At 45.8% G+C, this 26,199-nt stretch carries 25 protein-coding genes; 11 read left to right on the forward strand and 14 right to left on the reverse strand.

Annotation, left to right across the window (positions count from 1 at the left end; genetic code table 11):
• Positions 1-20: 20 nt before the first annotated feature.
• Positions 21-743 (reverse strand): ZIP family metal transporter, encoded by a 723-nt coding sequence (locus MHI48_RS18640; RefSeq protein ID WP_076328446.1) that lies wholly within the window; start codon positions 741-743, stop codon positions 21-23.
• Between the two features lie 177 nt (positions 744-920).
• On the opposite strand from MHI48_RS18640, the gene MHI48_RS18645 reads away from it, so the two are divergent.
• The 6 genes from MHI48_RS18645 (at position 921) to MHI48_RS18670 (ending at position 4,719) form a co-directional block, all read left to right on the forward strand.
• Positions 921-1,622, forward strand: coding sequence for a Crp/Fnr family transcriptional regulator (locus MHI48_RS18645; RefSeq protein WP_076328445.1), 702 nt, complete (start codon positions 921-923; stop codon positions 1,620-1,622).
• Between the two features lie 302 nt (positions 1,623-1,924).
• Positions 1,925-2,158 (forward strand): DUF2249 domain-containing protein, encoded by a 234-nt coding sequence (locus MHI48_RS18650; RefSeq protein WP_076328444.1) that lies wholly within the window; start codon positions 1,925-1,927, stop codon positions 2,156-2,158.
• A 17-nt stretch (positions 2,159-2,175) separates the two neighbouring features.
• On the forward strand, positions 2,176-2,550 hold the full coding sequence (locus MHI48_RS18655) for a hypothetical protein (protein ID WP_076328443.1): 375 nt from the start codon (positions 2,176-2,178) through the stop codon (positions 2,548-2,550).
• Positions 2,537-3,142: a DUF2249 domain-containing protein gene (locus tag MHI48_RS18660; protein WP_076328442.1), complete on the forward strand. Its 606-nt coding sequence runs from the start codon at positions 2,537-2,539 to the stop codon at positions 3,140-3,142. Before MHI48_RS18655 ends, MHI48_RS18660 begins: the two co-directional genes overlap by 14 nt.
• A 13-nt stretch (positions 3,143-3,155) precedes the next feature.
• The gene (locus MHI48_RS18665) at positions 3,156-4,388 is read left to right on the forward strand and encodes a hypothetical protein (protein WP_076328441.1); all 1,233 of its coding nucleotides are present in this window, start codon (positions 3,156-3,158) and stop codon (positions 4,386-4,388) included.
• Between the two features lie 31 nt (positions 4,389-4,419).
• A complete protein-coding gene (locus MHI48_RS18670; RefSeq protein ID WP_076250604.1) occupies positions 4,420-4,719 on the forward strand; it encodes a metal-sulfur cluster assembly factor in 300 nt (99 codons plus the stop codon).
• Between the two features lie 225 nt (positions 4,720-4,944).
• Here MHI48_RS18670 and MHI48_RS18675 read toward each other — a convergent pair whose 3' ends face one another.
• The 9 genes from MHI48_RS18675 to MHI48_RS18715 all read right to left on the reverse strand — a co-directional run bounded on the left by MHI48_RS18675 (position 4,945) and on the right by MHI48_RS18715 (position 17,809).
• Positions 4,945-5,286: a cupin domain-containing protein gene (locus MHI48_RS18675; protein ID WP_076328440.1), complete on the reverse strand. Its 342-nt coding sequence runs from the start codon at positions 5,284-5,286 to the stop codon at positions 4,945-4,947.
• A 143-nt stretch (positions 5,287-5,429) separates the two neighbouring features.
• Positions 5,430-7,388, reverse strand: a complete 1,959-nt coding sequence (locus MHI48_RS18680) for an ABC transporter permease (protein WP_076328439.1) — start codon at positions 7,386-7,388, stop codon at positions 5,430-5,432.
• A complete protein-coding gene (locus tag MHI48_RS18685; protein ID WP_017687815.1) occupies positions 7,363-8,133 on the reverse strand; it encodes an ABC transporter ATP-binding protein in 771 nt (256 codons plus the stop codon). Before MHI48_RS18685 ends, MHI48_RS18680 begins: the two co-directional genes overlap by 26 nt.
• Positions 8,134-8,322: 189 nt before the next feature.
• Positions 8,323-9,321, reverse strand: coding sequence for a HAMP domain-containing sensor histidine kinase (locus MHI48_RS18690; RefSeq protein WP_076328438.1), 999 nt, complete (start codon positions 9,319-9,321; stop codon positions 8,323-8,325).
• Complete coding sequence (locus MHI48_RS18695) at positions 9,318-10,031, reverse strand: response regulator transcription factor (RefSeq protein WP_076328437.1); 714 nt, start codon at positions 10,029-10,031, stop codon at positions 9,318-9,320. The genes MHI48_RS18690 and MHI48_RS18695 overlap by 4 nt, the downstream gene beginning before the upstream one ends.
• Positions 10,032-10,114: 83 nt before the next feature.
• A complete protein-coding gene (locus MHI48_RS18700; protein ID WP_076250602.1) occupies positions 10,115-11,089 on the reverse strand; it encodes a sugar kinase in 975 nt (324 codons plus the stop codon).
• Between the two features lie 71 nt (positions 11,090-11,160).
• Complete coding sequence (locus MHI48_RS18705; RefSeq protein ID WP_036672907.1) at positions 11,161-12,204, reverse strand: SPFH domain-containing protein; 1,044 nt, start codon at positions 12,202-12,204, stop codon at positions 11,161-11,163.
• A gap of 272 nt (positions 12,205-12,476) precedes the next feature.
• The gene (locus tag MHI48_RS18710) at positions 12,477-16,835 is read right to left on the reverse strand and encodes a glycosyl hydrolase 53 family protein (protein WP_405141420.1); all 4,359 of its coding nucleotides are present in this window, start codon (positions 16,833-16,835) and stop codon (positions 12,477-12,479) included.
• Between the two features lie 257 nt (positions 16,836-17,092).
• The gene (locus MHI48_RS18715) at positions 17,093-17,809 is read right to left on the reverse strand and encodes a YceI family protein (protein WP_405141422.1); all 717 of its coding nucleotides are present in this window, start codon (positions 17,807-17,809) and stop codon (positions 17,093-17,095) included.
• Positions 17,810-18,001: 192 nt separating this feature from the next.
• Between MHI48_RS18715 and MHI48_RS18720 the strand changes: the two genes are divergently transcribed.
• Both MHI48_RS18720 and MHI48_RS18725 read left to right on the forward strand, forming a co-directional pair.
• Positions 18,002-18,688, forward strand: coding sequence for a response regulator transcription factor (locus tag MHI48_RS18720; RefSeq protein WP_340029093.1), 687 nt, complete (start codon positions 18,002-18,004; stop codon positions 18,686-18,688).
• Positions 18,673-20,139, forward strand: coding sequence for an ATP-binding protein (locus MHI48_RS18725; RefSeq protein WP_405141424.1), 1,467 nt, complete (start codon positions 18,673-18,675; stop codon positions 20,137-20,139). The genes MHI48_RS18720 and MHI48_RS18725 overlap by 16 nt, the downstream gene beginning before the upstream one ends.
• A gap of 96 nt (positions 20,140-20,235) precedes the next feature.
• Here the strand turns inward: MHI48_RS18725 and MHI48_RS18730 are convergent, their stop codons facing one another.
• On the reverse strand, positions 20,236-21,048 hold the full coding sequence (locus MHI48_RS18730; protein WP_405141426.1) for an AAA family ATPase: 813 nt from the start codon (positions 21,046-21,048) through the stop codon (positions 20,236-20,238).
• Positions 21,049-21,391: 343 nt separating this feature from the next.
• On the opposite strand from MHI48_RS18730, the gene MHI48_RS18735 reads away from it, so the two are divergent.
• Together MHI48_RS18735 and MHI48_RS18740 are read left to right on the forward strand one after the other, a co-directional pair.
• Complete coding sequence (locus MHI48_RS18735) at positions 21,392-21,544, forward strand: DUF1540 domain-containing protein (RefSeq protein WP_074095586.1); 153 nt, start codon at positions 21,392-21,394, stop codon at positions 21,542-21,544.
• A gap of 202 nt (positions 21,545-21,746) precedes the next feature.
• A complete protein-coding gene (locus tag MHI48_RS18740) occupies positions 21,747-23,204 on the forward strand; it encodes a 4-hydroxyphenylacetate 3-hydroxylase N-terminal domain-containing protein (protein ID WP_338706404.1) in 1,458 nt (485 codons plus the stop codon).
• Between the two features lie 20 nt (positions 23,205-23,224).
• Here MHI48_RS18740 and MHI48_RS18745 read toward each other — a convergent pair whose 3' ends face one another.
• Genes MHI48_RS18745 through MHI48_RS18755 form a run of 3 tightly spaced genes read right to left on the reverse strand, consistent with a single transcriptional unit; the run spans position 23,225 to position 25,108 of the window.
• Positions 23,225-23,791 carry a nitroreductase family protein gene (locus MHI48_RS18745; RefSeq protein ID WP_338706406.1) on the reverse strand — a complete coding sequence of 189 codons (567 nt, stop codon included), beginning with the start codon at positions 23,789-23,791 and terminating at the stop codon, positions 23,225-23,227.
• 52 nt (positions 23,792-23,843) lie between these two features.
• Positions 23,844-24,650, reverse strand: coding sequence for a hypothetical protein (locus MHI48_RS18750; protein WP_076250045.1), 807 nt, complete (start codon positions 24,648-24,650; stop codon positions 23,844-23,846).
• A gap of 5 nt (positions 24,651-24,655) precedes the next feature.
• Positions 24,656-25,108, reverse strand: coding sequence for a flavodoxin (locus tag MHI48_RS18755; protein WP_017687802.1), 453 nt, complete (start codon positions 25,106-25,108; stop codon positions 24,656-24,658).
• 226 nt (positions 25,109-25,334) lie between these two features.
• Between MHI48_RS18755 and MHI48_RS18760 the strand changes: the two genes are divergently transcribed.
• Positions 25,335-26,198: a class I SAM-dependent methyltransferase gene (locus MHI48_RS18760; RefSeq protein ID WP_036613317.1), complete on the forward strand. Its 864-nt coding sequence runs from the start codon at positions 25,335-25,337 to the stop codon at positions 26,196-26,198.
• Position 26,199: the final 1 nt, after the last annotated feature.

Raw genomic sequence — 26,199 nt, forward strand, 5'->3', positions numbered from 1 at the left:
TCGGAAGCTTGTTCTGTCATCTACAGATCCAGCAACAGCGACACAAGCAATCCCATAGATGCAATCAAACCCACAATTGGCCCACCCTCTTCAAAGGCTTCCGGCATCATCGTCGAGCAGATCATGGCAATGATTCCACCACCTGCAAATGCACCAATCGCTGCACCCATCTCCTCTGGAAGCTGTTCCAGAAACAGATATCCGCCCAGTGCTGCAAGCGCGGAGATCAACAATACACTCAGCCACATCAATATGATTTTGCCACGACTGTACTTGCCTTGTAGTCCAACCGTACTGGACAGACCTTCAGGGATGTTGCTGACAAAGATTGATACTACCAGAACCACACTGACACCGTTTCCGGCGAGCAAGCTGGCTCCAAGCATGATAGATTCCGGGATAGCATCCATTACCGTGCCTGCAAAGATCCCAAGCCCGCTTTGATTCGAGTCTCCCGACTTTGCCGAACGTTTACGCCCTGCTCCTCCCTTTGCAGAAACGAGCAGGTCAAACAGGGTATACACGACGGCACCCGCCGTAAATCCAATGGCGGTAGGTATAATTCCTCCATCATTCAGCGCATCTCCGAGAAGTTCGAAGGTCGCTGCACCTATTAATGTTCCTGTCCCAAAAGCCATGATCCATCCAATGACTCGTTTGGGAATCTTCAGAAACAAGGCTGCGAGTGCGCCAATGACAACCGCTGAGGCAGAGATGCCGCCCCACATGAATGCAGTCCACATCCAGGCCGACCCCTCTCTTGTTCAATCATATTCTATCATTCCATTAACCCAGGTTGAGTAATCAAAAACAGTGATGTGGCTTTACGGTGATCTATATCACCTGATGTGTTCAAAAATCACGTTATGATAAAATGATGTCGTCGTTCAGAACTATGAACACAGAGAGGAGAGATTCTCATGAGTAGGGTAAACAAAGATACAACAGCAGAGTTTCTACAACAGTTCCCCATCTTCCAGGACCTTAGCCCCGAGGAATTAAAGCAAGTCGAAGATATCGCCATTTCCAGAAGCATTCAGAAGAAATCGGTTATTTTCAGCGAAGGAAGCGAAAAAGAAGCTGTCTTTTTTATCCGTACTGGCATTGTAAAGGCTTATAAAACCGATGAGAACGGGCATGAACAGATTGTCTCTTTCCTCAAAACAGGAGATATGTTCCCACACACCGGCTTTTTTAATGCGCACCCTTACCCGGCTACCGCAGAAGCCATTACCCCTACCGAACTACTAGCCATACCTGTCCGACTTTTCGAACGATTAATGCTGAGTACACCTTCAATTGCGATCAAAATTATGCGTGTGCTCGGTGACAAAATAAGAGAATTACAGGATAAATTGCAGGTGCTCTCTGGTCAGGATGTACGCAATCGTGTACTTTCCTTCCTACTCATGCTCGCAGATCAGCACGGACAGACGCATGGAGACCAGATTATCATCAACCTGCCCATGACACATCAGGAGTTTGCCAACTCCATTGGAACTACAAGGGAAACAGCGAATCGGCTTTTAAACCAGCTTACAAAAGAGAATTTGCTCGAAGTGGATCGCAGCCGGATCATCATTCATGATTTGCAAGCTTTGAAGGAACAAAGGGATACGTGACCACCCTGCACCCAGCTACACTGTTTTCTCCCACGCTATTACATTAAACTGTGTGTGCACAAAGAGACCTTAACGACCGTAATCAATGTTAAGGTCTCTTTCGCATTCACAATTAGCAATATGCTTATCAGGATATTGTTAGCTTTGGCTTGCCCATGGCAATATTTCCATACAGGATTCTGACTCAAATAAGGCGAGACTATGACATTAAAAAATGTGTGAGCAGGCTCACACAGCCCCCTCTTCACGTTTTCTATAATCAAATTGCAACACCACACTATCCCTATTTGGAGGAATGACACATGAACACATACGCAGCAACCATTAATGCCACGGAGTATCCACCGCATTTGAAACATAAAGTTATTTTCGAAACGTTTGATCATTTGCGACCACAGGAATCCATGTTGCTTATTAACGATCACGATCCAAAGCCTCTTCGATTCCAGTTTCAATCCACACATCCCGATGGCTTCAACTGGGAGTATATTGAGCAGGGTCCTACAACCTTCCAAGTCAAAATCAGTAAATTATAGATTGGAGCTGAACGGCTATGGCGCACGTTGAAATCATTGACGATACTACACTTCGCATCACGCTACGGCTGGAAGACGCCACAACCATGGTTCAATTGGCACAGCGTGAGCAAGCGGAATATGCGCAAGAGATTATCACCATTTACGAAAAAATGCCTGTGTTCGAATATACTCATTTCTGTTTTTACGCCTATGACAGTGCAAGACTTTTTGAGCGTTTGCTCGGCATGGACCCCAAAGCCTATCTGTCCTTCTCCCTCGATGCGCCGGAGTCATTCTTCTATGCGCTGTACGGTGGAATGGCCGCCCTGTATGAATCATCTCTGCAGTTGGTACAGCAGGCGGATGTAGCTAGTGCAGGATCGGATGTGAACGCACATGTCTCCATCTGATGTCCATATTGTTGAATTGGATGTGCGTCCTCATCTAAGTAAAAAGTTAGAGCCGTTTCAACTGATCATGGACACGGTCAAAGGCCTTCGACATGAAGATGTCTTTGTACTCCATGCTCCATTCAAACCAACGCCCCTGCTCGGTATTCTCAAGATGAAAGGATACTCCAGCACATCGGAACGAAAAGGTTCAGATCACTGGGTTACCACGTTTGTGCACAAAAAAAATAAAACCGGTGCCAAAGCATTATCTGCAATGGTTTTATCTGGATCGGAAGTCGATTCTGAGCCCGGTTCAGACGAAGAATCAGCTTCATGCAAAGGCCATCCGGAGGAGCAAGCTGTTGCGATTGAAAACTTTGAATCTCTACAGACGCCCACCGTTATACTGGACAATCGCGGATTGGAACCGCCACAACCCATGATGCGAACACTTGCCGCACTGGAACGTTGCAATCCTGGGGAAGTCGTACTGATTCATAATGACCGTGTGCCAGTCTTCTTGATTGAAGAGTTAAACAATCTCGGTTGCCCCTTCACGGTTGAGGATCAAGCCGATGGTACGGCCAAAGTGAGAATTGAAAAAGGGTAAGGAGGCAAAGGCCATGTCCAGGTTGCCGTTTCTTTTTATCATCACGGGCATCTTTGGATTTGTAATGTATCACGCATTCTCCCTGCTCTCGCTGACAGGCTGGCTTGGTGATGAACTCAGAGGACCCGAAGGCTGGTTTCATGCCCATCTGTTTGTGCTCGGGTGGGCAACCATGCTGGCTATGGGTGCCGTTTATCAGTTGATACATGTTATTTTGCAATCCAATATCTACAGTCTGTTTCTTGGTTATTGTCATTATTTCTTGTTCAGTATCGGAATCGTGGGCATGTTATACGGCTTCATCCGTGCAGATGTCATCTGGATTGCGGGTTCTGCTACACTCGCGCTCTCGGGCATTCTGTTGTTCGGATGGAATATGGCCGTTACCCTCTTCCGTGCCTCACAGTGGAATCCGGTAACGATCAGTGCAGCTTGTTCCTGTCTTTATCTGGTTCTAACCGGGCTTTCCGGTATGCTGATGGGTCTGAATTTTGCCTTTGGTGATTGGAATAGTCTGCATGAACGATTATTCGGTGCACATATCTGGATGGGAACACTAGGCTGGTTTGGCATGTTAATTACCGGCTTCAGTTACAAAATGCTTCCGATGTTCTACCTGTCCCACGATTATTCCATTCGACTGCAAAAAGTGGTCTTGGTTCTGTGGAATGCAGCTGTAGTTACAGGTGTTGTCGCATTTCTGACAGGTATCAAGGGAGGATTGCTCTGGCTTGCGCTCTTACTTCTAACCGCCGCCCTTCTCTTCTATGTGTATCACTTGGAGCAAATTCAGGAGAAACGGCACAAAAGTAACCCAGGTCCGGGCATTCGCTGGTCTGTGTATGTAAGCCGTGCGTTTGCTGTATATGCTGTTGCACTACTGATCTATTCCTCGCAAGGGACTGAGTTGCTGCTCCATCCACGTGTTGTTCTGCTGTCTGGATGGGTATATCTCGGGGGCTGGGTGTCTCTCACCATACTTGGTTATGCCTCCAAAATCGTGCCTTTTCTATGGTGGACCCACAAATATGGCAAGCAGGCCGGCAGACCCGGAACACCGCTGATGGCAGGTATGTTGAATGAACGGTATGTCAATTGGGGTATGCTCGCCATGGTCGCTGGAAGCCTTTTGCTTGTCAGTGGAATTCTGATTAATCTGGCTGAGGTCATGATGGTTGGAGGAACGATACTGTCTCTTGTCTCCATCATTTATATAACAAATATTGCTTTGGTATTCAGACGTTAACATAAATAAGGTGGACTGGAGAGTGAACATGATGGAACAAACCACGCATTTGCTAGAATGTCTCAAGGAAGTGTATGACCCTGAATTAGGTGTCAATATCGTTGACCTAGGTCTGGTCTATGAAGTAAGGGAAGAGCCTGAACGGGTTCATGTACGAATGACGCTGACTACACCAGGTTGCCCGCTGCATGATACAATTGTCGGAGCGGTGAAATGGGTTTTGCAGGAAAATACAAATAAGAATGATATTGATGTTCAAGTCGTGTGGGAGCCACAATGGTCTCCACAGCTGATGTCAAATGAAGCCAAGGAAATGCTGGGATACTTCTAGGCAGAATGACTACAGACCGAATGAATGAACAAATTGCTGGTGGAATACGAAGAAGCGTACTAAGATCTGATGTTCTCAGACCCAAGTATGCTTTTTATTTTGCGATGGAAGCCACACTTGGTCAAGGTATTCTTGAAAAAAACAAATAAGGAAACTCCAGAATAGAGTTTCCCTTATATTAGTGCCGATCAGTGAATCATTATATCGATTCCTTGATATTAGATGTTAGATGTTCTTTGCATAGGATGCTGCTGGCACTTTGTTTAACACCACGAACAAACGGACCTCCTGATCTCCTGTATTATGGAATGCAAACTCCACTTCACCGCCGCAATGAATTACATCCTCTTGTTTCACCTCTTGTTCTTTTCCATCCAGAATAAGTGTGCCTGTGCCTTCGACTACCAGCAAAATAACGTCTGTGCCCGGATGTTTATGAACGGGAAGCTGCTGACCTGGCAGAAAATGAAGGACAAAGGTCACTCCACCACCCTGTTGGAATAAAACTCGTTTCGTGAAACGGTCCTCACTGAATGTTTTGACTTCTTGCAATGACGTGATACTCATGATAATCGTCCTCCTCGATAATATAATCTGTGAATACATTCATCTTATCGCAAGAAAGCCCGCGTTTCCTTGATCTGAATCAAGAAATGCGGGCAATGAACAAATCATGGGTCGGTCCTCATGACCGTTTGTTTCTAAGATGGTTACACCATCATTTTGCGCAGAGAAGCGATATATCTCGAACGTATAATGATGAAATAAAACGTCTGTGCAAGTACAAAGGCACCAAATACAGTCAACACCGGCATCGTATAATTGGTAATACCGAATTCAGTAAGAAATGGCTTAACTACGACCAAAGTTTCAATGATAGCTACCCCGATCGGTAAAAAGAACAGAATAGCAATCTGAACGGTGGATGATCGTTTCATCTCTTGGAAACTGAGACCCATTTTCGAAAGAGAATGCACCATCTTTCCATCCGCTTCAAGATCGGTATGCAGTCTGAAATACAGAAAGCTTGCAGAAGAGATCGAGAAGATTAATCCGATAAATATGCCCAGAAAGGTAAAGAGTGCTGTACCCTGTCTGTATCTCTCAAAATCTCCATATCGAGTGGTCAGAAATCCGGAGTAATTCTCATCCGAAGCATTATCGCTTCGAATGGTATCTGCGGACGACAGTAGCTGATCGCTAACCATGGCTTCCGAGGAGTGCCGGTCAGGTACAGCATGACCCCATGCCGGAATCTGGTACAGAACTTTGCCTGATAACCTATTTGCATTGAACTGTTGTGTGATCTCTTCAAACTTCTCATCTGGGAGAACGACTACACCTGTAGAATAGATCAAGGTTGCGAAACGTGGCTCTACATCCGTAGCTGTAACTCTTGCTTGCAATGAGCCATCCTCCAGATTCAGAGTCAAGGTTTCTCCTTCCGCATAATTGCGAAACCTGTTTCGATCGATCTGATCCTGATCCTTCTCATTACGTGAATCTACGAACAATGCTGATGCTGAATCCAATTGGAACGTCTTTTTTCCTTGGATCGCATTGAATCGGTTGTAATGACTGAGCGGCATAACCGAGACAGCACTCTGATCCGCATCAGACCAGAAGTACTCCAGATACACTTGCTGATAACTCAAGCCTGCTGCTTCAAGTGTCGAATCAATATAGCTCATATCCATTTGATCCGAAGGAGTGTACACATTGTATTTGATTGCAAAATCGTTGTTTGTAAACTGCTCCCGGTTCTCTTGATCTAGTGACAAAATTACAACTGCACTCATTGAAGCAATCGCAATCACCACGGTCACCATAAAGAGCATGCGGGCATTATCCTTCATTTTATAACTCATCTCTGAGATCCACAACAGACGTGTACCATGCCATACGGTTTTACGATTACGCTTCAATAAACGGATGATGAGCACGGAAAGTTGTGAATAGAAAAAATACGTCCCGGCTATCCCTGTTACTGCTGCAAGCATGATTGTTCCGCCATTTAACCCGTTACGGAGTACCACAAAACCTACTGTAAGTAATGCAAAACCCAGAAGTGAGAAGAACCATGAAGCTTTGGGCTCTTTTTTAGGTTTGTTGGTTCCCGTCAAAAGTTCTAACGTCCGTTTGTTTCCGATAAAAACCAATGTGAAAAGTGAAATGCAGAAAAATAATAACAGAAAGGCCCCGATCGTAATCAGAATCGCTTTCACGGGAAAATAAAAGGGCAGATCATCCATCCCGATAAAACGAGTGGTTAACATCAGGAACAACTTGGACAACAACATACCTCCGCCAATACCGGCAATAATGGACAGGCAGCCGATCAACATGTTTTCCAAAATGACCAATCTCCGAATCTGTGCGGGTTCTGCACCAAGTATGGTCAGAATGCCAAACTCTTTGTTCCGTGATTTGAGAAAAGCACTGATGGAATACATAACAAAGAAAAATGCAAACACATACACGATAATTGAAGCGATCTGCATCCCCGTAGCGGTTGTGTCACCCATTGGCAACTCTGTCACATATGGATGATAGATAAATACCGCATAAGCGAAGAATATCATGACCATAAACACACTGCTAAGAAAAAAAGCAATATACGCTCGCCCATTCCGGCGGATGTTGTTAAACGCGAACTGAGGAAAGCTCATGTGAATTCCCTCCCCAGAAGGATAAAGTATCAATAATCCGCTGGAAGAACGTCTGTCGATTATCTCCGCGGTGTACCTCGGCTGCCAGTTTTCCGTCCTTGATGAACACGATGCGGTTACAATAACTTGCCGCAAGCGGGTCATGTGTGACCAACATAATGGTCGTTTTCTCCTGCTGGTTAATCTGTTCAAGTGACTCCATGACCGCTTGGGATGACGTAGAATCCAATGCGCCAGTGGGTTCATCCGCCAAAACAATCGAAGGCATATTAATCATGGATCTCGCAATGGCTGTGCGCTGTCGCTGTCCGCCCGAGATTTCGTAAACTCGTTTATCCAGAATGTGATCAATCCCGAGCTTGGCTGTAATGCGATGTAGTCTGCTCTCCATCTCCTTCAGCTTGACCTTGTCCAGTGTCAATGGAAGTACAATATTCTCAGCAACAGTCAGCGTGTCCAACAGATTGAAATCCTGAAAGACAAATCCGAGTTCCCGACGCCGGAACATGGCAAGTTCTTTCTTTTTCATATCAAACGGGTTCATGCCATTAATCAGCACCTTGCCCGAGCTGGGTTCATCAATGGTGGAGACCATGTTTAACAATGTGGTTTTGCCACTGCCCGACGGGCCCATAATACCCACAAACTCACCTTGCTTGATTGTCAGATGAATATCACTAAGGGCTTGAGTCTGCACTTTGCCCTGATATACTTTGTTCAGTCCTGATACCTGTAACATTTCCATGCGTAATTCCCTCCTAATCCGTCATTCTTTATACGTTAATTCTATTCTTATCCTAACTGACCTCCCGTAACGGTGCTATCGAATTACCTTAAACTTCCCTTACAATGCGTTTAAGGTTCTGTTCCCCTGCCTTCTCTATCACACTTCTGTGCATTAAAAAAAGCACCTCGCCCATGGGCAAAGCACTTTTTAGTTGGGATATTTCGAATGAATCCAGCTGAATCTGACCAACGTTCCCTCATTCGGCTCCGAAAACAACTCGACACGGTTATCCAGGCGGGCACTGATCTCACGGACCAGATATAATCCCATTCCCGTAGATTCGTGGTATTGCCTGCCCCGTTCACCTGTAAAATAGGGATTGAACACGCGATGAATATCCTCGGAAGAGATGCCGATTCCCTCATCCTGAATGTCCAAGATCGTACGCTCTTCCTGTTTATAGCCGGTAATGATCACTTTTTTGTCTGATTTGCTATCGGAATAGTTCACGGCATTGGTCAAAATCTGGGTGAACATGAACCGCAGCCACTTGGAGTCACTGTAGATCTGAAGTTCACCCTCCATACGGATATCCGGCGTAATGCCTCTGCGAATAAACAAACGTCGGTTCTCTGCAATGCTACTCCGAAGCACCTCATGCAGAGACAACAGCTCCACACGAAAATCCCCTTCGAACTGTTCAAGCCTTGATGAATGCAAGACCATTTCAAGTCCTTTGCGCAGCTTATCCAGCTCATCCTGAATACTACCAGCCGTCTCATCGTCCACATCTTCCAAGGTCAGTTGGATAATGGACAACGGGGTCTTCATCTGATGAACCCAGCGATTCATGAATACCACCTGCTGTTCCTTGCTAGTACGTAACTGCCCCATCTCGTTCTGCCGATTACGCTCCAGTTCATGTAACAATTGCTGGATGGCTTCCGCCACGACCGAATTTCCAAGCGTTTGGAAAGGTTCGTTTACCAGTTTTCGTGGTTGTTCAAGCAGACGATAATACGCTCGCAGCTGGAAGTAACGTATGATCAGATAGACCAACAGCACAACAGTACTGATCAGCATGCCATAGAGAACAATCTTCATCGGACGGCCCTCACCAGAGAGCCAGTAGACACACGGAACCAGCAGCATCTGTAACACATAAAATCCAACTAACATCTGGTGGTCTTTTAGGAAAAGTCTCATTTCCCTTTTCCCTGTGCGGACGAATCCAGATCCAACACACGATAACCCGCTCCGCGAACCGTCTCCAAAATCTCTTCTGCACCCAGCTCCTTCAACTTCCGGCGAACACGTGTAATATAGACATTCAACGTATTATCATCGATAAAATGCTGATCTTCCCACATTTGTTCTAACAATTTTTCTCGGCTGACAACTCGCCCTGCCTTCGCCATCAGCGCTTCCACCAGTATCGCTTCCTTCTGTGTCAGCTCGGTAGAACGCTCATCATATTCCAATACAAATCGCTCAGGATAAAGGATCATGGGACCGTTCTTCACCTTCACTTCCTGTTGAACAGCAGCGTAAGAACCATAGGCTCTGCGCAGCTGACTACGGACTTTGGCAAGAACAACTTCATATTGAAAAGGTTTTGTAATATAATCATCCGCTCCATGTTCCAACGCCATAATCTGATCCATACCACTATCACGAGCCGATATGAATAAAATGGGACATATGGAATGTGTGCGTATCTGCCTGCACCAGTAGTATCCATCATATTGAGGCAAATTCACATCCATCAGCACAAGGTCCGGCTTCACTTCCACAAATTCATCCAGTACATGACGAAAATCATCTGTGACCTGTACCTGGAATCCATTTCGGGTCAGATAAGCCGCCAGTAATCCTGCTAACTTGGCATCATCTTCAACCAACAATATCGACTGCATCGTTAACCCTCTTTCCGTTTCCTGACGTCAGTGTATCACATCTAGTTACCCATTCTAGTCGGAAACGGCTTGAAAATAAAGGTTTAGACCACGAGACGTCCCCTCTTCTCTGCCAAACCAATGATGGCTTCTACCCCTGAATTAAACTCAAGAAAATCCTGCTCGACCCCATCGCTGAAAATAACACCGTCCTCCGGCATCTGGGATACAATGTGCAGTGGTTGCTTTGAATGGATCTGTCCAAACACGAGATTGGCCGCAGTCGTCCGGCTCGGAAAAGGTTCACGTACTGAAAAATATAAGTACGGCGCATCCCAGTTAAAATGATTCAGCTCTTGCCTGCTCCCATGAATGGATGCCGATGCTGTAGCGACCTCCGCTTCGGAATTCATGTTCTGCCATGCAGCGGACCCTACAATTCCGGTGGCTCCGGCCAGCACACTTTTGAACCAGCCTGTCGATCCCATGCCTGTGGATACAATGATGCCACTAGAAGATTGTTGTTCTGTGGATGAACCCAAACGCACTTCATAACGAGCCGATACATGCGTCTTCCGACCAATGAACAGATCATTCACACCATATAGATACTGTCCATCATTGAGTTCCACTTTGGCGAGAGTGACTTCTTTCAAGGTTCGTTGCTTTCGAATGACATCAGGAACAATGAAGCTTAGATCTTCCACGGTAAAAGGTAATAACACGCCATCCCAACGCATCGGGTCCGGATTCACACCGATGAGCGGCTGCTCGGTTACGTATTTGAGGGTGTTGGCTACAAGCCCATCCTGTCCAACCACGACCACGATATCTTGCTCTCCAAAGATAAAGTTGGGTACATGTTCCCGATCAATCGTCTGAACGCGGCCCAATTGACCCAGTTGCTGCTGTGCCTGCTGCACAGATAGCCGATAACGACGGTCTTCCTCCATATAATCACTGAAGTCTGCACCCAGACGTTCAATATAGAACTGAGCTTGCTGCACCGTGTTATATCGAACCACCAGCTCTTCCAGTCTGGTCCGGCGCTTCACCAGAATCAGCTTGTGTTCGCTCATTCGATCATCCGCGGTGGCCTGCTGACGTACTGATTTCCCTGCTTGCTCTGCTTGCTCTCTTCTTCCTAGCCTCATCTCGCTCGTCCTCCTTGATCTCTGCCCGGCACAGGAGACATTAATCCTTGCAACAGATCCGGCGAGATATTAAGCTGCCCAATCTTGCCTGCATTCTCAGCCAGTTCCTGGAACGCGAGTGCGATCAGCTTATCAGAATTCATGCCCATATTCGCCATTGCTTGCAGTACATTGGGCTGTACATTTTGCAATGAGTTCATCACGGCAGCAATCTCATACGCTTTGGCATCTGCCTCGGCATTGTGATTAGCAATAGTTAACTCAATCAGTTGCTGCTTACGTTCCTCCATCGCTGTATTGAACTGAAGCTGCTCCTGCTCCATCTCGTTTTGTTTCTGTTTCACCGAGCGTTCTGTCTGCAATTGGGTCTCACGAATTTGCTGTTTCTTCGTCTCTACGGCAATTTCGGTGTTCAGTTCGTTCTCTTTCACTCGTCTTTCCTGTTCAATCGATGCATTCCGACGTACATAGAGCGCTTCATCTGCCTGACGCAAAATCTCTTCCCGCGCCTGTGCTTCCAATGCACGCATCGTCTCTTTATTAGGCAGAATGGCCAGAATCGATAGACTCATCAACTCAACGCCCAATTTCTCCAACTCTTCACTTTGCACAACCTCGCGTTTCATGCTGCTTGCCAGCCGTTCACTGGATTGAATAGCTTCTTTCAGCGGCATTTGCTCAAGATGTTTCTTGGTTAGTACTTTCGCTGTGGTGATCACCCGTTGATCCAGCTTGCCGGGGTCGTCGGAGATATACCGATTTTTGCGCAAATTGTACGTGTAATTCAGGCTCTGGGTTATTTTCAAATAATCCACAATGCGATAACTTAATTGCCCCTGCACAGTAACCGTCTGATAATCCGCCGTAATCTCTTCGAACATAAACGGTACATCCACCGAGGATACGGGTAGAACCACTACCGATGTGGTCGGCTCATAATAATAGAAAGACAATCCTACACCTTGACGCTGTACCTCACCATTTTTCACCTTCATGACATATTCACTGGGTTGAAATTTCGCAAATCGGAATCCAAACATAGCTCATTCCCCATTTCTTCAATATTGTCGTTTTGATATTATCGAAATGATAACAAATGAATTCGATATTGTCAATACGACATTAACAAATTGTTTATATGCCTATTTAGAGAAAGGGATGAAGTCTGAACCTCATTTTTTCCGCAAAAAATAAAGAGACCGAATCATATGATCCGATCTCTTTACCTGCTTTGTTATTTTCTATTCATGAGTGTTGATAATGCCACCAAGCATCATCCTTCATAATAAAAAACGGACGTTTTGAACTACCTCTAATACAGTTGTTCCATCAGTCTGGCGACTGCAACAGCCCCTTGTGCACGGTTTGCTGTTTCTTTCGGAGCAAACGTACCATCAGGCATGCCATTTAGTAGCTCAAGTTGTTGCATTGAGGCTACAGCTTCTTTGGCGTATGCTGCGATCTCGGCGTTGTCTACAAACACCATATTTCCTTGTACAGAATTGGTCGCACCCTCACGCTGCACAACCTTCAGTGCTCTGTTCAGCATAACGGCCATTTCTTCTCGTGAAATACGTTCATTCGCTCCAAAGCTTCCATCTGCCCGGCCTTGAATTATTTCCATTTCCATTCCAAGTCGTACTGAATCGGCATACCACTGCCCTTCCTTCACATCCGTTGGGACTGAAATAGATGGATCCGGCTGCCGTGCATCACCAATACCTTTAACAATCATTTGCAAAAATTGTGCTCTGGTCAGTTCACCTTGCGGGGCAAAACGAGTTGCGCTCATCCCCGAAATAATCCCTTTACCGTAGAGGTTCTGTACCTCTTGGATTGCCCAATTGTGATTTTGCAAATCATGTAATGGCACTTCAACTTCTTCAATGACATAACTGCCGGATTCCAGCGGTTTGAACGCCAGCGTTTTGGTCTTATCATCGTACTTGGAATACGTAACAGGTTTCATTTCTCCACTTGGAGATATGGAATGTACAACCATCACTACATCATTCTTCTCAGGTTGCTCCACATTGGATAGAGCAACTTCAACTGCTCTGTTTGTCCATTGCAATGGCTTATTGTTCATTAACAGATTCACATCAACAATTGCATGATTACCTATCGCTGCTTTTTGCGATGTGGACAATGTATCTGTCGATCCTTTTGCTACTACGATGTCGAACGTTCCCTCAGTCTCCGCAATAGTTAGCGGGAGTGATCTCAGAGGAACACGAACGGTAGTCTGTCCTACAACTACATCCAGGGATTTCACTTCCTCGGAACGAATCCATTCCGCCAGTTGACTTGCAGCCAACTGGAATGTGACTGTCTTGGCTGTGTCGGGTACATCTGCAAGCAGTTTCAACGTACGATTTCCTGCATCCATGGATTGCAGTACCTGGGTTAATTGAGATACATCTGGACGAATCGAATACTTGTCATTCCCGGTTGCTGTTCCTTTTACCGTTATTAGACCCTTAACTGGCGGATTACCAGGTTCAACCGGTAGTGTTACAGCCGGATTCCCCGTTGAAGGAGCTGTTCCCGGGTTGGAAGGTTGTGATGGCTGGCCAGGGCCAGGTGTTACATCTTGACGTACAAGCTTACTCACAGCATCTTGTAACGCACGATCCGCATTGCTTACATCTTGCGTTGAAGATTCAACATCCAGAATGAATGCCTTCGCTTCAGAAAGTGCCTTACTGAATACATTCCAGCTTGATGTCGTGTATTCGGTTTGTTTTAATTTCTCAGCGGTATCTACAGTAGTTTGCAGTGCAGATTTGTCCGCTGGGAACGTACCGTATGCTTCAAATTCCATGAATCCTACCCATGTGGGACCTGTTTTAATCGTTACCCGAATGTAACGGCCCTCCGTGCCTTCTGGAAGTACATGGCTAGGTGCGGTCGATACAACAACATCACTTGTGGTGTCCACTACTTTCACAAAATTTTTGTTATCGTTGGACACTTCAATCGTATATTTGATACCACCACTCCACATCGACATTTCGATTTTACGGAGGTTAGCAACCTGACCCAAATCCACTTGCCACCAGCTATCCTTACTCTGGTCTGTTCCCCATGAAGTGTTCGGATTGTTGTCAATTGCACCTTCAGGAGAGTTGGCTTGATTGCCTCCTGTCCCTGCACTACTTGAAGCCGTTGCCGTTTTGCCCGTTGTTAAAGCCTCCAGAGAGACTAGATTAGTAAAGGCTTGTTTCAACGTACTTAGTGCTGAATTCACCTCAGACTGGACAACAGCATTGTTATCTCGGACCTGAATCGCTGCCTGCAAAGACTGTTCCAATACAGACCAGCTCCGGCGTGTATAGGAAGATTTAGTCTGTTGCTGCATTTGTTGAATGTACTGGTGCAGTTGTGTTTTGTCCACATTGGATAGACCTTGAATGGCATCATGCAAACGTTTAACCGCTGTATTCGCATCCGTCTGTGTTGCTCTTGGATCATTCAAGATCTGATCAGCGCCTTCCAGCGCTTTGGTCAATACCGCCCAAGTGGCCGCAGACCAGTCAGCCTGCTGATACGTACGCGCTTCCGCTATTTTAGCTCTGAGCTCGTCAAGCTGCGGGGTGATAACCTGCATCTGCTGCATCACACGTTCCAATGCTGTTGTCGCTGCATCTGTATCTAATTGAGTTACCCCACCCGGCGTGTATGCCTGTTGGTATACATCATTCGCTGCCGAGATTGCCGGAGCCAGAGTCACCCAGCTATCCAGAGTAAAATCAGTCTGTACCAATGATTTGGCTCGTGTAAGTACCGCATCCAGTTGCTGGCGGTCTGCGGGCAGAAGCTCCAATCCGCGTTTGTACACATCCAGTGATGGCAAGGCACGTCCTTCGTAGGAGTATCCACCATTCCCCGGAAATTCATCATAGTCGAACATGGCATGATTTTCCCATGCATCTCCCTCGGAATCAATCCAGCCTACATTGGCGGCAATCCATGCGGGCTCCCAATAGAAGAAGCCTGCTCCGCGGTTTTCCGGCACGTCAGCAATCATATCCATAATGCCAGCAATAGCATCATATTGCCCCTGTACCGTTGCAGGGAATGTTGCTCCCCCAACATGAAGCGCTTCATCCGATCCAATGATATTGCCGTGTGCATCCCCGTTTTTATATGAGAATGGATACGATGTCTCGGCAATAATCACGTCTTTTTTGAACTTGTCAGATACTTTATTCATGGTGTTCTGCACATCGGCAAATGTTCCATGCCAGAACGGATAATAGGAAAGTCCGATGATATCGTACTTCAGTTCGCCTTTCTCCAGCTCACTGAAATACCAGTCGAACGTATCCGCCTTGCCGCCTTCTGCGAGATGAATCATGATTTGAACCTTATCAGCGTTATTGGTGATCTCTCCTTCTACTGCACGTACAGCATCAATTCCGCTTTTCAGCAAGGCAACATTTTGCTTAAAATCCACGTCGCTGCTCAAGCCGTTCAGAACACCACTGTTGATCTCATTACCAATCTGTACCATATCAGGCATAGCGTCTGCGGCTTTCATCTCACTTACAACTTCATACGTATAGTTGTATACGGCCTGCTTCAGCTCTTCATGCGAAAGGCCTTCCCAAGCTTTGGGACGAAGCTGCTGACCCGGGTGCGCCCACTCATCCGAGTAGTGGAAATCCAGCAGGATTTTCATACCTTTTTTCTTCACGCGCTCGGCCAAACGAATGACATCGTCCTTATCGTTGTAGCCCCCTGATTTCTGTGGATCATTCCACAGACGAAGACGCACATAATTGACACCGCGATCCTTCAGGATATCAAGCAAGTCCCTTTCAGTGCCATTACTATCCAGATACTTCCCTCCATTAGCCTCAATGGCGGTTAACGTGGAAATATCCACTCCTCTAACGTAATCCGTCCGATATCCTCCAACTGTTACAGTGGCCTCCGGTTGAACAGGGGCTCCATATACTGCACCCGTCACGGTAAAGCTACCCGCATGTGCGTACTCTGAAGGGTCGATACTTTCCCATTCCACTGGAACCGAACCAGATTTGTCGTTCGGATACTTCGCTGTCACTTTTGTTGGCAGAACAGGTGCAACCCCAGCTACTGTATTGACCTTAACGGGATCGTAACTTGTAATGGTTGCTGGATCAATTTTTTCCTCTTTTCCCCAGACTTTAAGCTCGGATATCCCGGGCCACCAATTTGCTCCCGCATAGTACGGAATTGTAACCTTCAAATACTGGACAGGTGTATTGGTCTGGAACTCTTCACTGGCAACAGTCTGTTTTATTTCGTTAGTCGTTTGGTCCACAACAGTTGACCAGTTGTTACCATCATCAGATACTTCAATCAAATATTTTACAACTTGGTCTTTGTCCTTCCAAGTCAATTCCGCTCCAGATAGATCATATGGCGCACCTAGGTCTATAGTCAACCAATGAGGATTACTCTCAGAAGTAGGTGAGCTCGCACTCCAGTGAGTATTCACATCACCATCTACCGCCTTTTCTTTTTGCCCCTCATTCACTAGATCTTCCTCTCTTACCGTAACCACCTTGTTAAGTGCCACGTTCACTTTTGCATCTTCTGCAGCCGCTGGACGAACCATCAACCCCAGATCACAGAACAGCATTAGTAATACCAGACACCCGCTTATGTACCTTTTGTTCACTCTTGATCTCCCCCTTTTTGTGTTTGATTGTGCATGGATCAATGAATGTTATGATTCCTCCTCATTGTAAGCGCTTAATAGTGATGGGTAACACGGCATTTTCCAAAGGAAACAGCAGTTATTTTAACAATATGATCCTGTGACAGTTACATTTGAGTTATATTAATCACACTATTTTGTAAGAAAAACAAAAAAATCTGTCCGTCTACCGTAAGGCAGAACAGAACAGATTTTCAGGTATATGATCATTGTTACACTTATTTAGAAAGTTTCAACTCAAGTTGTACCTGGATATCATTTTCAGTCGAGAGCACAACGGAGTGCGGATTTTCCATTCCGAAATCTTCGAACGTTACCATGGATGTTGCCGACAACAAGACTGCATTATTCTCATAAGCAGCTTTGCCATCAAAAGTTACTTCTTTTTCAATACCTTTAACCGTAATGGTACCATTCATTTTGATATCAACCGTTTGACCGACAGGCCATTCCGCAGGTACCCCTTCAAATGAAGTCGCTGTAAATGTAGCTTGTGGATATGTAGCAACGTCGAAGAAATCGGCTTGCTTCACGTGACCATCACGTTGTCCATTCCCGGAATCAATTCCGTCCATCTCGATCTGTCCTTCTGCCTTCATCTGAGCAGCATCGTCAACATTGATGGTCCAATTGCCTGTTACCTTATCGTCCACAAAGTTAACGGTCTCCTGTGATGTGGTTACGGAGAAGTATACTTTGGAACCTTCGCTGATGCTCCAGTCTCCGTTCAGTTGCTCTGCTCCAGCAGTTTCATTGGCTACAACCGTTCCTGTGCTATCTACAGCTGTGGTGGAAGTCGCTGTGCTCGCAGGAAGCACCTGCTCAATCTCCACGTTGTTCCCCAAGTAACTGTTTGTGATATAGTAACCACCGCCACCGATTACGGCAACCGCCGCTACACCTGTAATAAGCCATGCTTTTGCTTTCTTGTTCATCTCTATGTTTCCTCCAGTACATGATTGTTTAGGTTGCTTCTTGGAGTGAATCATATCAATTGAATGTGTCAGGAAGAAGTCAAGATAAGACAAGTCACATATTTTTTTGAAATTCGTAATACAGGATTGGCTTTACGCTCTTGCTCATGTAAAATCAGTACAAGTTTACAAAGCGAAAGGAGAACGCTTTTTTTGAAATCCATACTTATCGTCGAGGATGAGCAAGCTATTGCACGAGTATTGGCCGCTTATCTGAGAAAAGCAGAATTTGAAGTTCATCATGCAGCAGATGGACCGACTGCACTTACCCTTTTTGATACCGTAACGCCTTCCCTTGTATTACTTGATGTGATGCTGCCAGGAATGGACGGATGGGATCTGCTGCGAATTATTCGTAAAAAAAGTGCTTGTCCCGTGATCATGCTAACTGCACTGGATGACATTTCAGACCGTCTCAACGGACTAAATGCCGGTGCTGACGATTATATGAGCAAACCTTTTGTACCGGAAGAAGTGGTTGCCAGAGTTAATGCGGTGTTGCGCCGTAATCCACATTGGACCTCAGGTGGCGAAGAGAAGCGTTCTTTTGGAAATCTCGTCATTGATCTTGCTGCCAAGCAGGTGCTGCTGAACGGGGCAGAGGTTGCACTCACACCTCGTGACCTGTCGTTACTGTTCTTCCTGTCCGATTATCCGAATCGTACATTTACCAGAGATCATCTTATTGAACAGGTATGGGGGATGGACTATGATGGCAGTGATCGTGCTGTGGATCTATCGATTAAACGACTACGTCAAGCCCTCTCCCACTGGTCGCCAGAGACGGGAGAAATTCGGACGTTGCGAGGAATGGGGTATCAATTTTGGATCGCCAACTGAAACAGAAGAAACCCAAACGCACGATATCCATTCTGTCACACTGGACACTGCGATATTTTCTCATTTTATGCATTGGTTTCACGATTATTGCGGCAGGGGCACTCTACTGGATTCGAACAACTTCCATTGAGAAAAGCCTCAAAACCGCAGAACTGCTTGGTCTGGAGATTGCCGATCGAGTGACCAGTGAGAATAATATGCTTCGAGTTCCACCCGATCTGGACAGACTGGTAACCAAGCGAGAGAAACTATTCAACACAGATAATTATTTTTGTGTCATGATCTTGGACAATAACAATCAATTGATCTTTTCCCAGCCTAAAATGGAGCAAAAAGATGTGCATTATCGACTGTCAGACGACTATCTTGAACCGCGAAACAATAAATATGCAGGTGTAACGGTCAACATATCCGAGGGCGATCAAACCTTGGGCAAAGTGTGGGTCATGCAATCCAAACAATCCATTACATTTGGTCCAGAGACGATATGGCTCGTGGCTCTAATCCTCGGAGGACTAATCCTCTGTGGATGGTTTACAATCTATCTCCTGTCCAAAAAGTTATCCAGACCGATTCGTCAGGTCGCCTATGCCGCTGAACAGATTCGAGGTGGCAATTATGATGTGAGTCTTGACTTGAATACACGAGAACGTGAGATCAATGAACTTGTAAATTCATTTCGCGATATGGCCACTCGTCTCCAGCAACTTGAAGAATGGCGTACACTTTCGCTGGCAGGGGTAAGTCATGAACTCAAGACACCGGTAACTTCCATCAAGGGGCTCGTTATGGCAGTACGTGACGATGTTGTGAGTCCACAGGAAGGTAAAGAATTTTTGGATATCGCTTTGAAGGAATCTGAACGCATGGAGCGAATGGTCGCAGATTTGCTTGACTATAACGCCATGGCTGCAGGAAGTGTTGCCGTTCGCAAGGAACGGACGGATCTGAAACTGTTGGTCGGTGAGATCATCTATCAGTGGAAGATTGCGTACGAGGACAAAATGCCAGAGGTTCAGCTGCATGCACCTCCGATTAACTTTTTTACCATGGGGGATGCTCTTCGCATTCAGCAGATCATTGTCAATTTACTCAATAACGCACTTCATGCCACAGCTCCTGAACAGAAGGCTGTCTTCAACATTTATCTAAGTACAGAAGAACAGATGCTGTACGTTGATGTTAAAGACCACGGCACAGGCATCGCAGCCGAAGAACAACCCAAAATCTTCGAACGGTTCTATCGTGGAGAACTCAAAAAACGTCGTAACCGCGGTCTGGGTCTAGGATTAACATATAGCCGCCTACTCGCTCAGGAACAGGGCGGTGAACTGACACTTGTCTCCAGCAGCCCGGAAGGCAGCATGTTCAGATTAAGCCTGCCACGCTGGACCGCAACACAAGAAGCCATGAATACAGAAAAAGCATACGGAGCAGCCGTTAAAGTATAATGCACCTCGCTAACATGACAATTAGCCCAGAACTCCATTCAGGAGACTGGGCTAGTTCAACGTTGTTCTTTGTTGCTTTATCCAGAACGGAAGCAATCAACACTCTAATACACGTGGTCTGTATTCATCGTAAGCATCCGAGATCAGTTGCTTATGAAGTGCACTACTGGCAATGATTGCTTTCCGCTTTGCTTTCAGAACGATCTGCTCTATATCCGCATAACTGCACCCAGTCAAGCGTTCACATATGTAATCTTCCAGCCGAGTCTCCTGTTCAAATGCCCCTACCAATTTGCTGATATACAATTTGCGACTCGAATCATCAGGCATACCGTAGGTCATCTTCGTATCAAACCGCCGCCAGATGGCGTGATCCAGCTGGGTTTCCAGATTCGTCGCAGCCACCAGAATACTGTCCCCATTGAATTCGTCCAGACATTGCAACAACGTATTGACGACACGAGCCATCTCTTTCACTTCATCGTTGCTCTCACGTGTCCGGCCTATGGCATCAAATTCATCCAGAAATAACACACAGGGATTCATTCGTGCATATTCGAATAACTTACGTACGTTACTCCCCGTCTCACCAAGATGGCTATGAATGATCGCATCTAATCTCACAAGAACCAATGGCAGATCAAGGCGCTCCGCCAGATGTGATGCCGTTAATGTTTTTCCCGTACCGGGAGGCCCGAACATGACCATTTTGTTGGGGATTGATACATCATGCTCTCTGAACTTCTCTTTCATGCCCAGAATGGTGACAAATTCATTAATGATGCGTTCATTTTCAGCGGAAAATACAATATGCTGGGCTTTGCGTCTACACTCTTTTGGCGTGTAAAAAGCAGCCATATCGATCCCTTTCGCGCGGGGAATCCGGTTCATATGGTTTATTTTGCTCATGTATTCACATGCTCCTTCATTTATGGTTTCGTGTAAATGTTTAGTTCAATTTATATAGAATCAATTAGGCATTTAATCGTAATTATTACTATTAAATAATAACATACTACTGCCTTTTTGCAAATATAACCACAGCACGTCCACTATTTTGCCACAGATGGGGGCATTTGGTTGCAAGCTTCAATTAAATTTGCTATTCTAAGTGTGCATCGTTGTGTATAATGCAAAAAAGCCCTCCGAATTTCACGAGAGCAAAAATTTTCCAGATTAACAAGCGGCAACTTGTTATATCCGGATTCTTTATACCAACGACTGTAATCCAATTAAAGTGAGGTTAACAATCATGGCAAAAGACGTATTGTGTGAAGTTAATTCCTGTCGTCACTGGGCTCAAGAGAACAAATGTAACGCTTCTTCGATCTACATTGTGAGTCACAGTTCCAAAGAAGCAAGTCAGTCTGCTGAAACAGACTGCAAGACTTTTGAAGTAAAATAAGTAATTTCAATTGATCCACTTAAAGGAGCCCTTACCGGTTCCTTTTTTCTTTGTCTATTGTAACAAGAATGATAATTATTATCAAGCCCTATTCTGTAAAAATCCTTCTCACCTCTTCAATGCACATTGGACAGATGACCTACGTACACTACGTAAGAAGTCAGTATGCCCATGAACGATTAGAACCAAGAGGTGAATAACAATGCCTGTTAAAAGTGGCACACAGTATCGCGAACGAATTGATGCACAGTCCGTCCCTTGCTGGTACAAAGGTAACCTTATTACTGGAAAACGCTCTGAACATGTAGCATTTGCTGGTTTAATGGAGACTCAGATGTACATGTATGATCTACAATCTGATCCTAAATTTGCAGAAACGATGACGTATGCCTCCCCGGCAGACGGCAAACCTGTGGGCATATCCTTCCTGCCTCCAACCAGTGCCGACGACCTCCGTAAACGACGGGAAGGGATGAATATCTGGGCAAATGTGCATCATGGCTTTCTTGGTCGCTCACCCGATTACATGAATACAGCCATAATGTCCTTTTACACAGGTGCCGATCTCCTGAACGAACTATCTCCCCAATATGCAGAAAATCTCAAAAATTATTATGCGTACTGCCGTGATCATGATATCACGTTATCCCATGCCTTCATTCAGCCATATGCCAGCAAAATCTCAGGGCAATTGGATGCTACTGAAGATGCTATTGCCGCAAAGGTCGTGGATCGCACCGAGGAAGGTCTCATTATTAGCGGTGCATTCATGATGGCTACACAAGCTGCCACTTCGGATGAGATATTTGTCTATCCGTCACCTTCACCCGCCCCATTTGATGACGAAAATCCATTTGCATTCTCTTTTGCTGTCCCCAATGATCTTCCAGGAATCAGTCTGGTATGCAGGGATACCTACGCAGCCGAATCCCACACTAATTATCCCCTGAGTTCCAGATATGAAGAAATGGACAATATCGTCATCTTTGACAGGGTGCTCGTTCCGCATGAACGAATATTTTTTGCAGGAAGTGAGGAAATGTCCTCGCGTCTCTTCAGTGGTAGTAACTTTCATATTCACGCAGGTCATCAGGTATTGTGTCGTTATATTGCCAAGACGGAATTTGTTCTCGGTACAATCCAGCTTCTCACGGATACGCTGGAGCTGAATACGGAAGCACATGTTATAGAGAAATCTGCACGTGTGTTCGCAGGTCTTGAATCGTTAAAAGCATTGGCCTTGGCCGCGGAGGCAGGTGCAATACCAGACGGAAGAGGATTTGTATTACCTGCACCCAAACCATTGATGGCAGCCAATCTCCTCTTTCCGAAACTTTATCCTGAGATGATTGAAATTCTGCAACTCTTGGGTTCGAGCGGGATGATTATGATCCCTCAGGAAGAAGAGTTTCAATCCGATATCGCTCCTTCACTGAATATATATCTGAAAGGGAACGATATGGCTTCTCACGAACGCAACGCTCTGTTCCGCCTAATCTGGGAGCTTGGATCTGGTTCATTCGGGGGCAGACAGACCCAATTCGAACGATTCTTTTTTGGCAATGTCCTTACCGTATCCAATCGGTTGTTCTCCGTCTACAACAAAGATCAGACGAATCGTCAGCTCGTTCGTGATTTTCTATTCAACACCAGCAAATAAGAGAACTAATGAATCATTTTTTAGACCAGATGGTCATATACCGTCATCAGTTCAGAGGCTGGTCTGCTTGCATCCATATCCCGCAATGCAGGCTGGTCTCCGTAACCGATATGGAATACCCCCAGCACCTTCTCTTCACTTGTCAAACCCATTAAATTCATAAACACAGGATGTTGTTGATAATCATTGATCTTCCAGACCGCATTCAACCCCTGTTCCGCAGCCAGAATACTAAAGCGTTTGCTCCAGGCTTTGGCCGGCAGAAGATCATCCTCACGGGCATTTCTAGGCGCCACGACAACCAGATGGGTTGGAATTGCTTCCGTGTATTGATATGTAGCCCAATCGCCGTAGCGATCAGCCAGATGGGGTGGATAGCTCTGTCTGACCGCTTCCAGATAAAGCTGTCGTCCTTCGCCTGCAAACAACATAAACCTCCAAGGTTCTGAACTCATTACATATAATGAAGGATCTGCTTCATCAAGCAACTTTCGTATAACCGACTGGGGTACTGGCAACGGACTGAATTCGCAAGTTCCTGCACGTCTCTTGCCGCTGCTTATATCTTGACCTAGACCGGTAGACATGGCAACTTTCCCTCCTCTATCTGCATGATATATTGTTATCCTTCAACTGTCTTCACATCAACCATGTTTTCTTCGGTTCAATAGCTTCCGTTCTCCAGCGATCTACCTCTTCGTGTATGCGCGCTTTATCACGCGTCGTAAACTGTTCTGACTCCACCACTTCTGCTTGCGGCATGCTGTCACGTATCAAGCGAATGTAGTCCATGGAACGTATCAGAGACTGGCGTCCAGGGATGTACCTTATTTTGCGTCCTTCCAACAAACAGTATATCTCGATCATACCCGGTAATTTTCCGAAGGCTTCCCAGCAGAATGCACTGACCATATGCTGAAACGCCTCAACTACGTTTGGATCATGGACAACCATATATTTCTGAATAAGCAGCGAATCCCAGCCTTCGGGTTGCCAGGCCGCCTGAAATATCATCGATAAATGCATGGATAATGAAGGTAACTCCGTTCTCCACTGTTCAAAAAGAATGGCTGGATGCTTCAAATCATCGTTCATTGCAATGGCGAGTGACAATTCATCCGTAATCTTGTTCTTCACATCCCAGTAATGGAGAACAGATTCGAAACCATCCGTCTTTCTGGGCCACCACTTCTCAAGTAAATACTGTACGGGTACCTCTTTGCGAACATCGGGGTCGAGACTGTAAAAAGCATTGACCGCATGGCTCACCGCATATTGTACACGGTGCCTCCATTGAAGTGGAAGACGCTGCTCAGACACTGGTTCAGGGCGGATGAATCGATGTGGGCTGCGCAGCATTTCTTCCAATCTGTAATCTTCAAGCAGACGTCCAGGAAGATCATTCCTTCCGACTGGCATCGCTGCCTGAACATTATGTCTTAACATGATCTTTAGGACACCTGTAATCCGGCAGCAGCGAAGCGTTTGCCAAAGTCACGGCATGTTTCTTTCTCCTGCTCAAGCGGACTATATTCAATTTTCAACATCTCTGGAGATACCTCCGCCCCACGCTCCTGCAGCTTGGCAGCCGCCAGATCAACTGCACCGCAGAACTGCTCATACGAGGTGTCACCACTACCAAACACCGCAGCTCTCTTACCACTCAGGTCAAGCTCATCCAGCTCCTCATAGAAATCAAGGAATTCATCTGGCAACTCCCCGTCTCCCCAGGTGTACACACCGATCATGAATCCGTCATAGTCCAATACATCAGATGCATTACAATCCGTTACGGATTTCAGGTCTGCCTCGTGGCCTCCCTGTGTAATTCCTTCCACAATCAGTTCTGCAATTTCTTCTGTATTTCCTGTCATGCTCGCATAAGCCACTAACAATTTAGCCATCTATTTTTCCCTCACTTTATTTGATCATGTTATATTCTCTCTATGAAGAAAGAATGAATTTTTGATTAACAAAATCATATGTGATAATGATTATCATTGTCAAATTAAATTTTTGGTTATCTTTGTTTTTCAGTATATGGCGCACTCCCGTCCCCCAACTGGCGTACAAGCCCTTTTTTGTTGTACAATAGTATCCAAATGACTTTTGAAGGATGGATAAATCATTATGTACGTAGCTAAGAATTGGAAGGACTATGAAGTAATCGATACAGGAGGCGGCGAGAAACTGGAGCGTTGGGGAGATGTGATTTTACGCAGACCCGATCCACAGATTATCTGGCCCCTTGAGCAAGAAACCAATGAATGGCGTCAGGTGCATGGTCACTATCATCGCAGCTCTTCCGGTGGCGGTAACTGGGATATGAAAAAGCCCATTCCCGAGCGTTGGACGATCGGATACGAAAACCTGAAATTCCACATTAAACCTACCAGCTTTAAGCACACTGGTCTGTTCCCTGAACAAGCCGCCAACTGGAGCTGGATGATGGATAAAATCTCCAATGCAGGACGCCCTATTTCTGTCTTGAACCTGTTTGCCTATACAGGCGGAGCAACGGTAGCTGCTGCTTATGCAGGCGCATCTGTTGTGCATGTGGATGCAGCTAAAGGCATGGTTCAATGGGCCAAGGAAAATGTTCAATTATCCGGACTGGCTGATCGCCCTGTTCGTTTTATTACAGATGATGTATTCAAATTTGTACAACGGGAACAACGTCGCGGAAATCGTTACGACGCCATTATTATGGACCCTCCTTCATATGGCCGTGGCCCTAATGGAGAGACATGGAAACTGGAAGAGAACCTATATCCTTTCCTGAAGTCATGTATGACGATCTTGTCGGATAATCCATTATTCATGCTGGTTAACTCCTACACTACGGGCATTTCCTCTACGGTTCTGCGCAACATGTTGACCATGACGATGTCTGCTCAGTACGGTGGTGAAATTACTGCAGGTGAAATTGGTCTGCCGATCACACGTAGTGGTCTTGATCTGCCTTGTGGTATTCTGGGCCGTTGGGAGTCTTAAT

Source organism: Paenibacillus sp. FSL H7-0942, from assembly GCF_045040715.1.
GTDB lineage: Bacteria > Bacillota > Bacilli > Paenibacillales > Paenibacillaceae > Paenibacillus > Paenibacillus amylolyticus.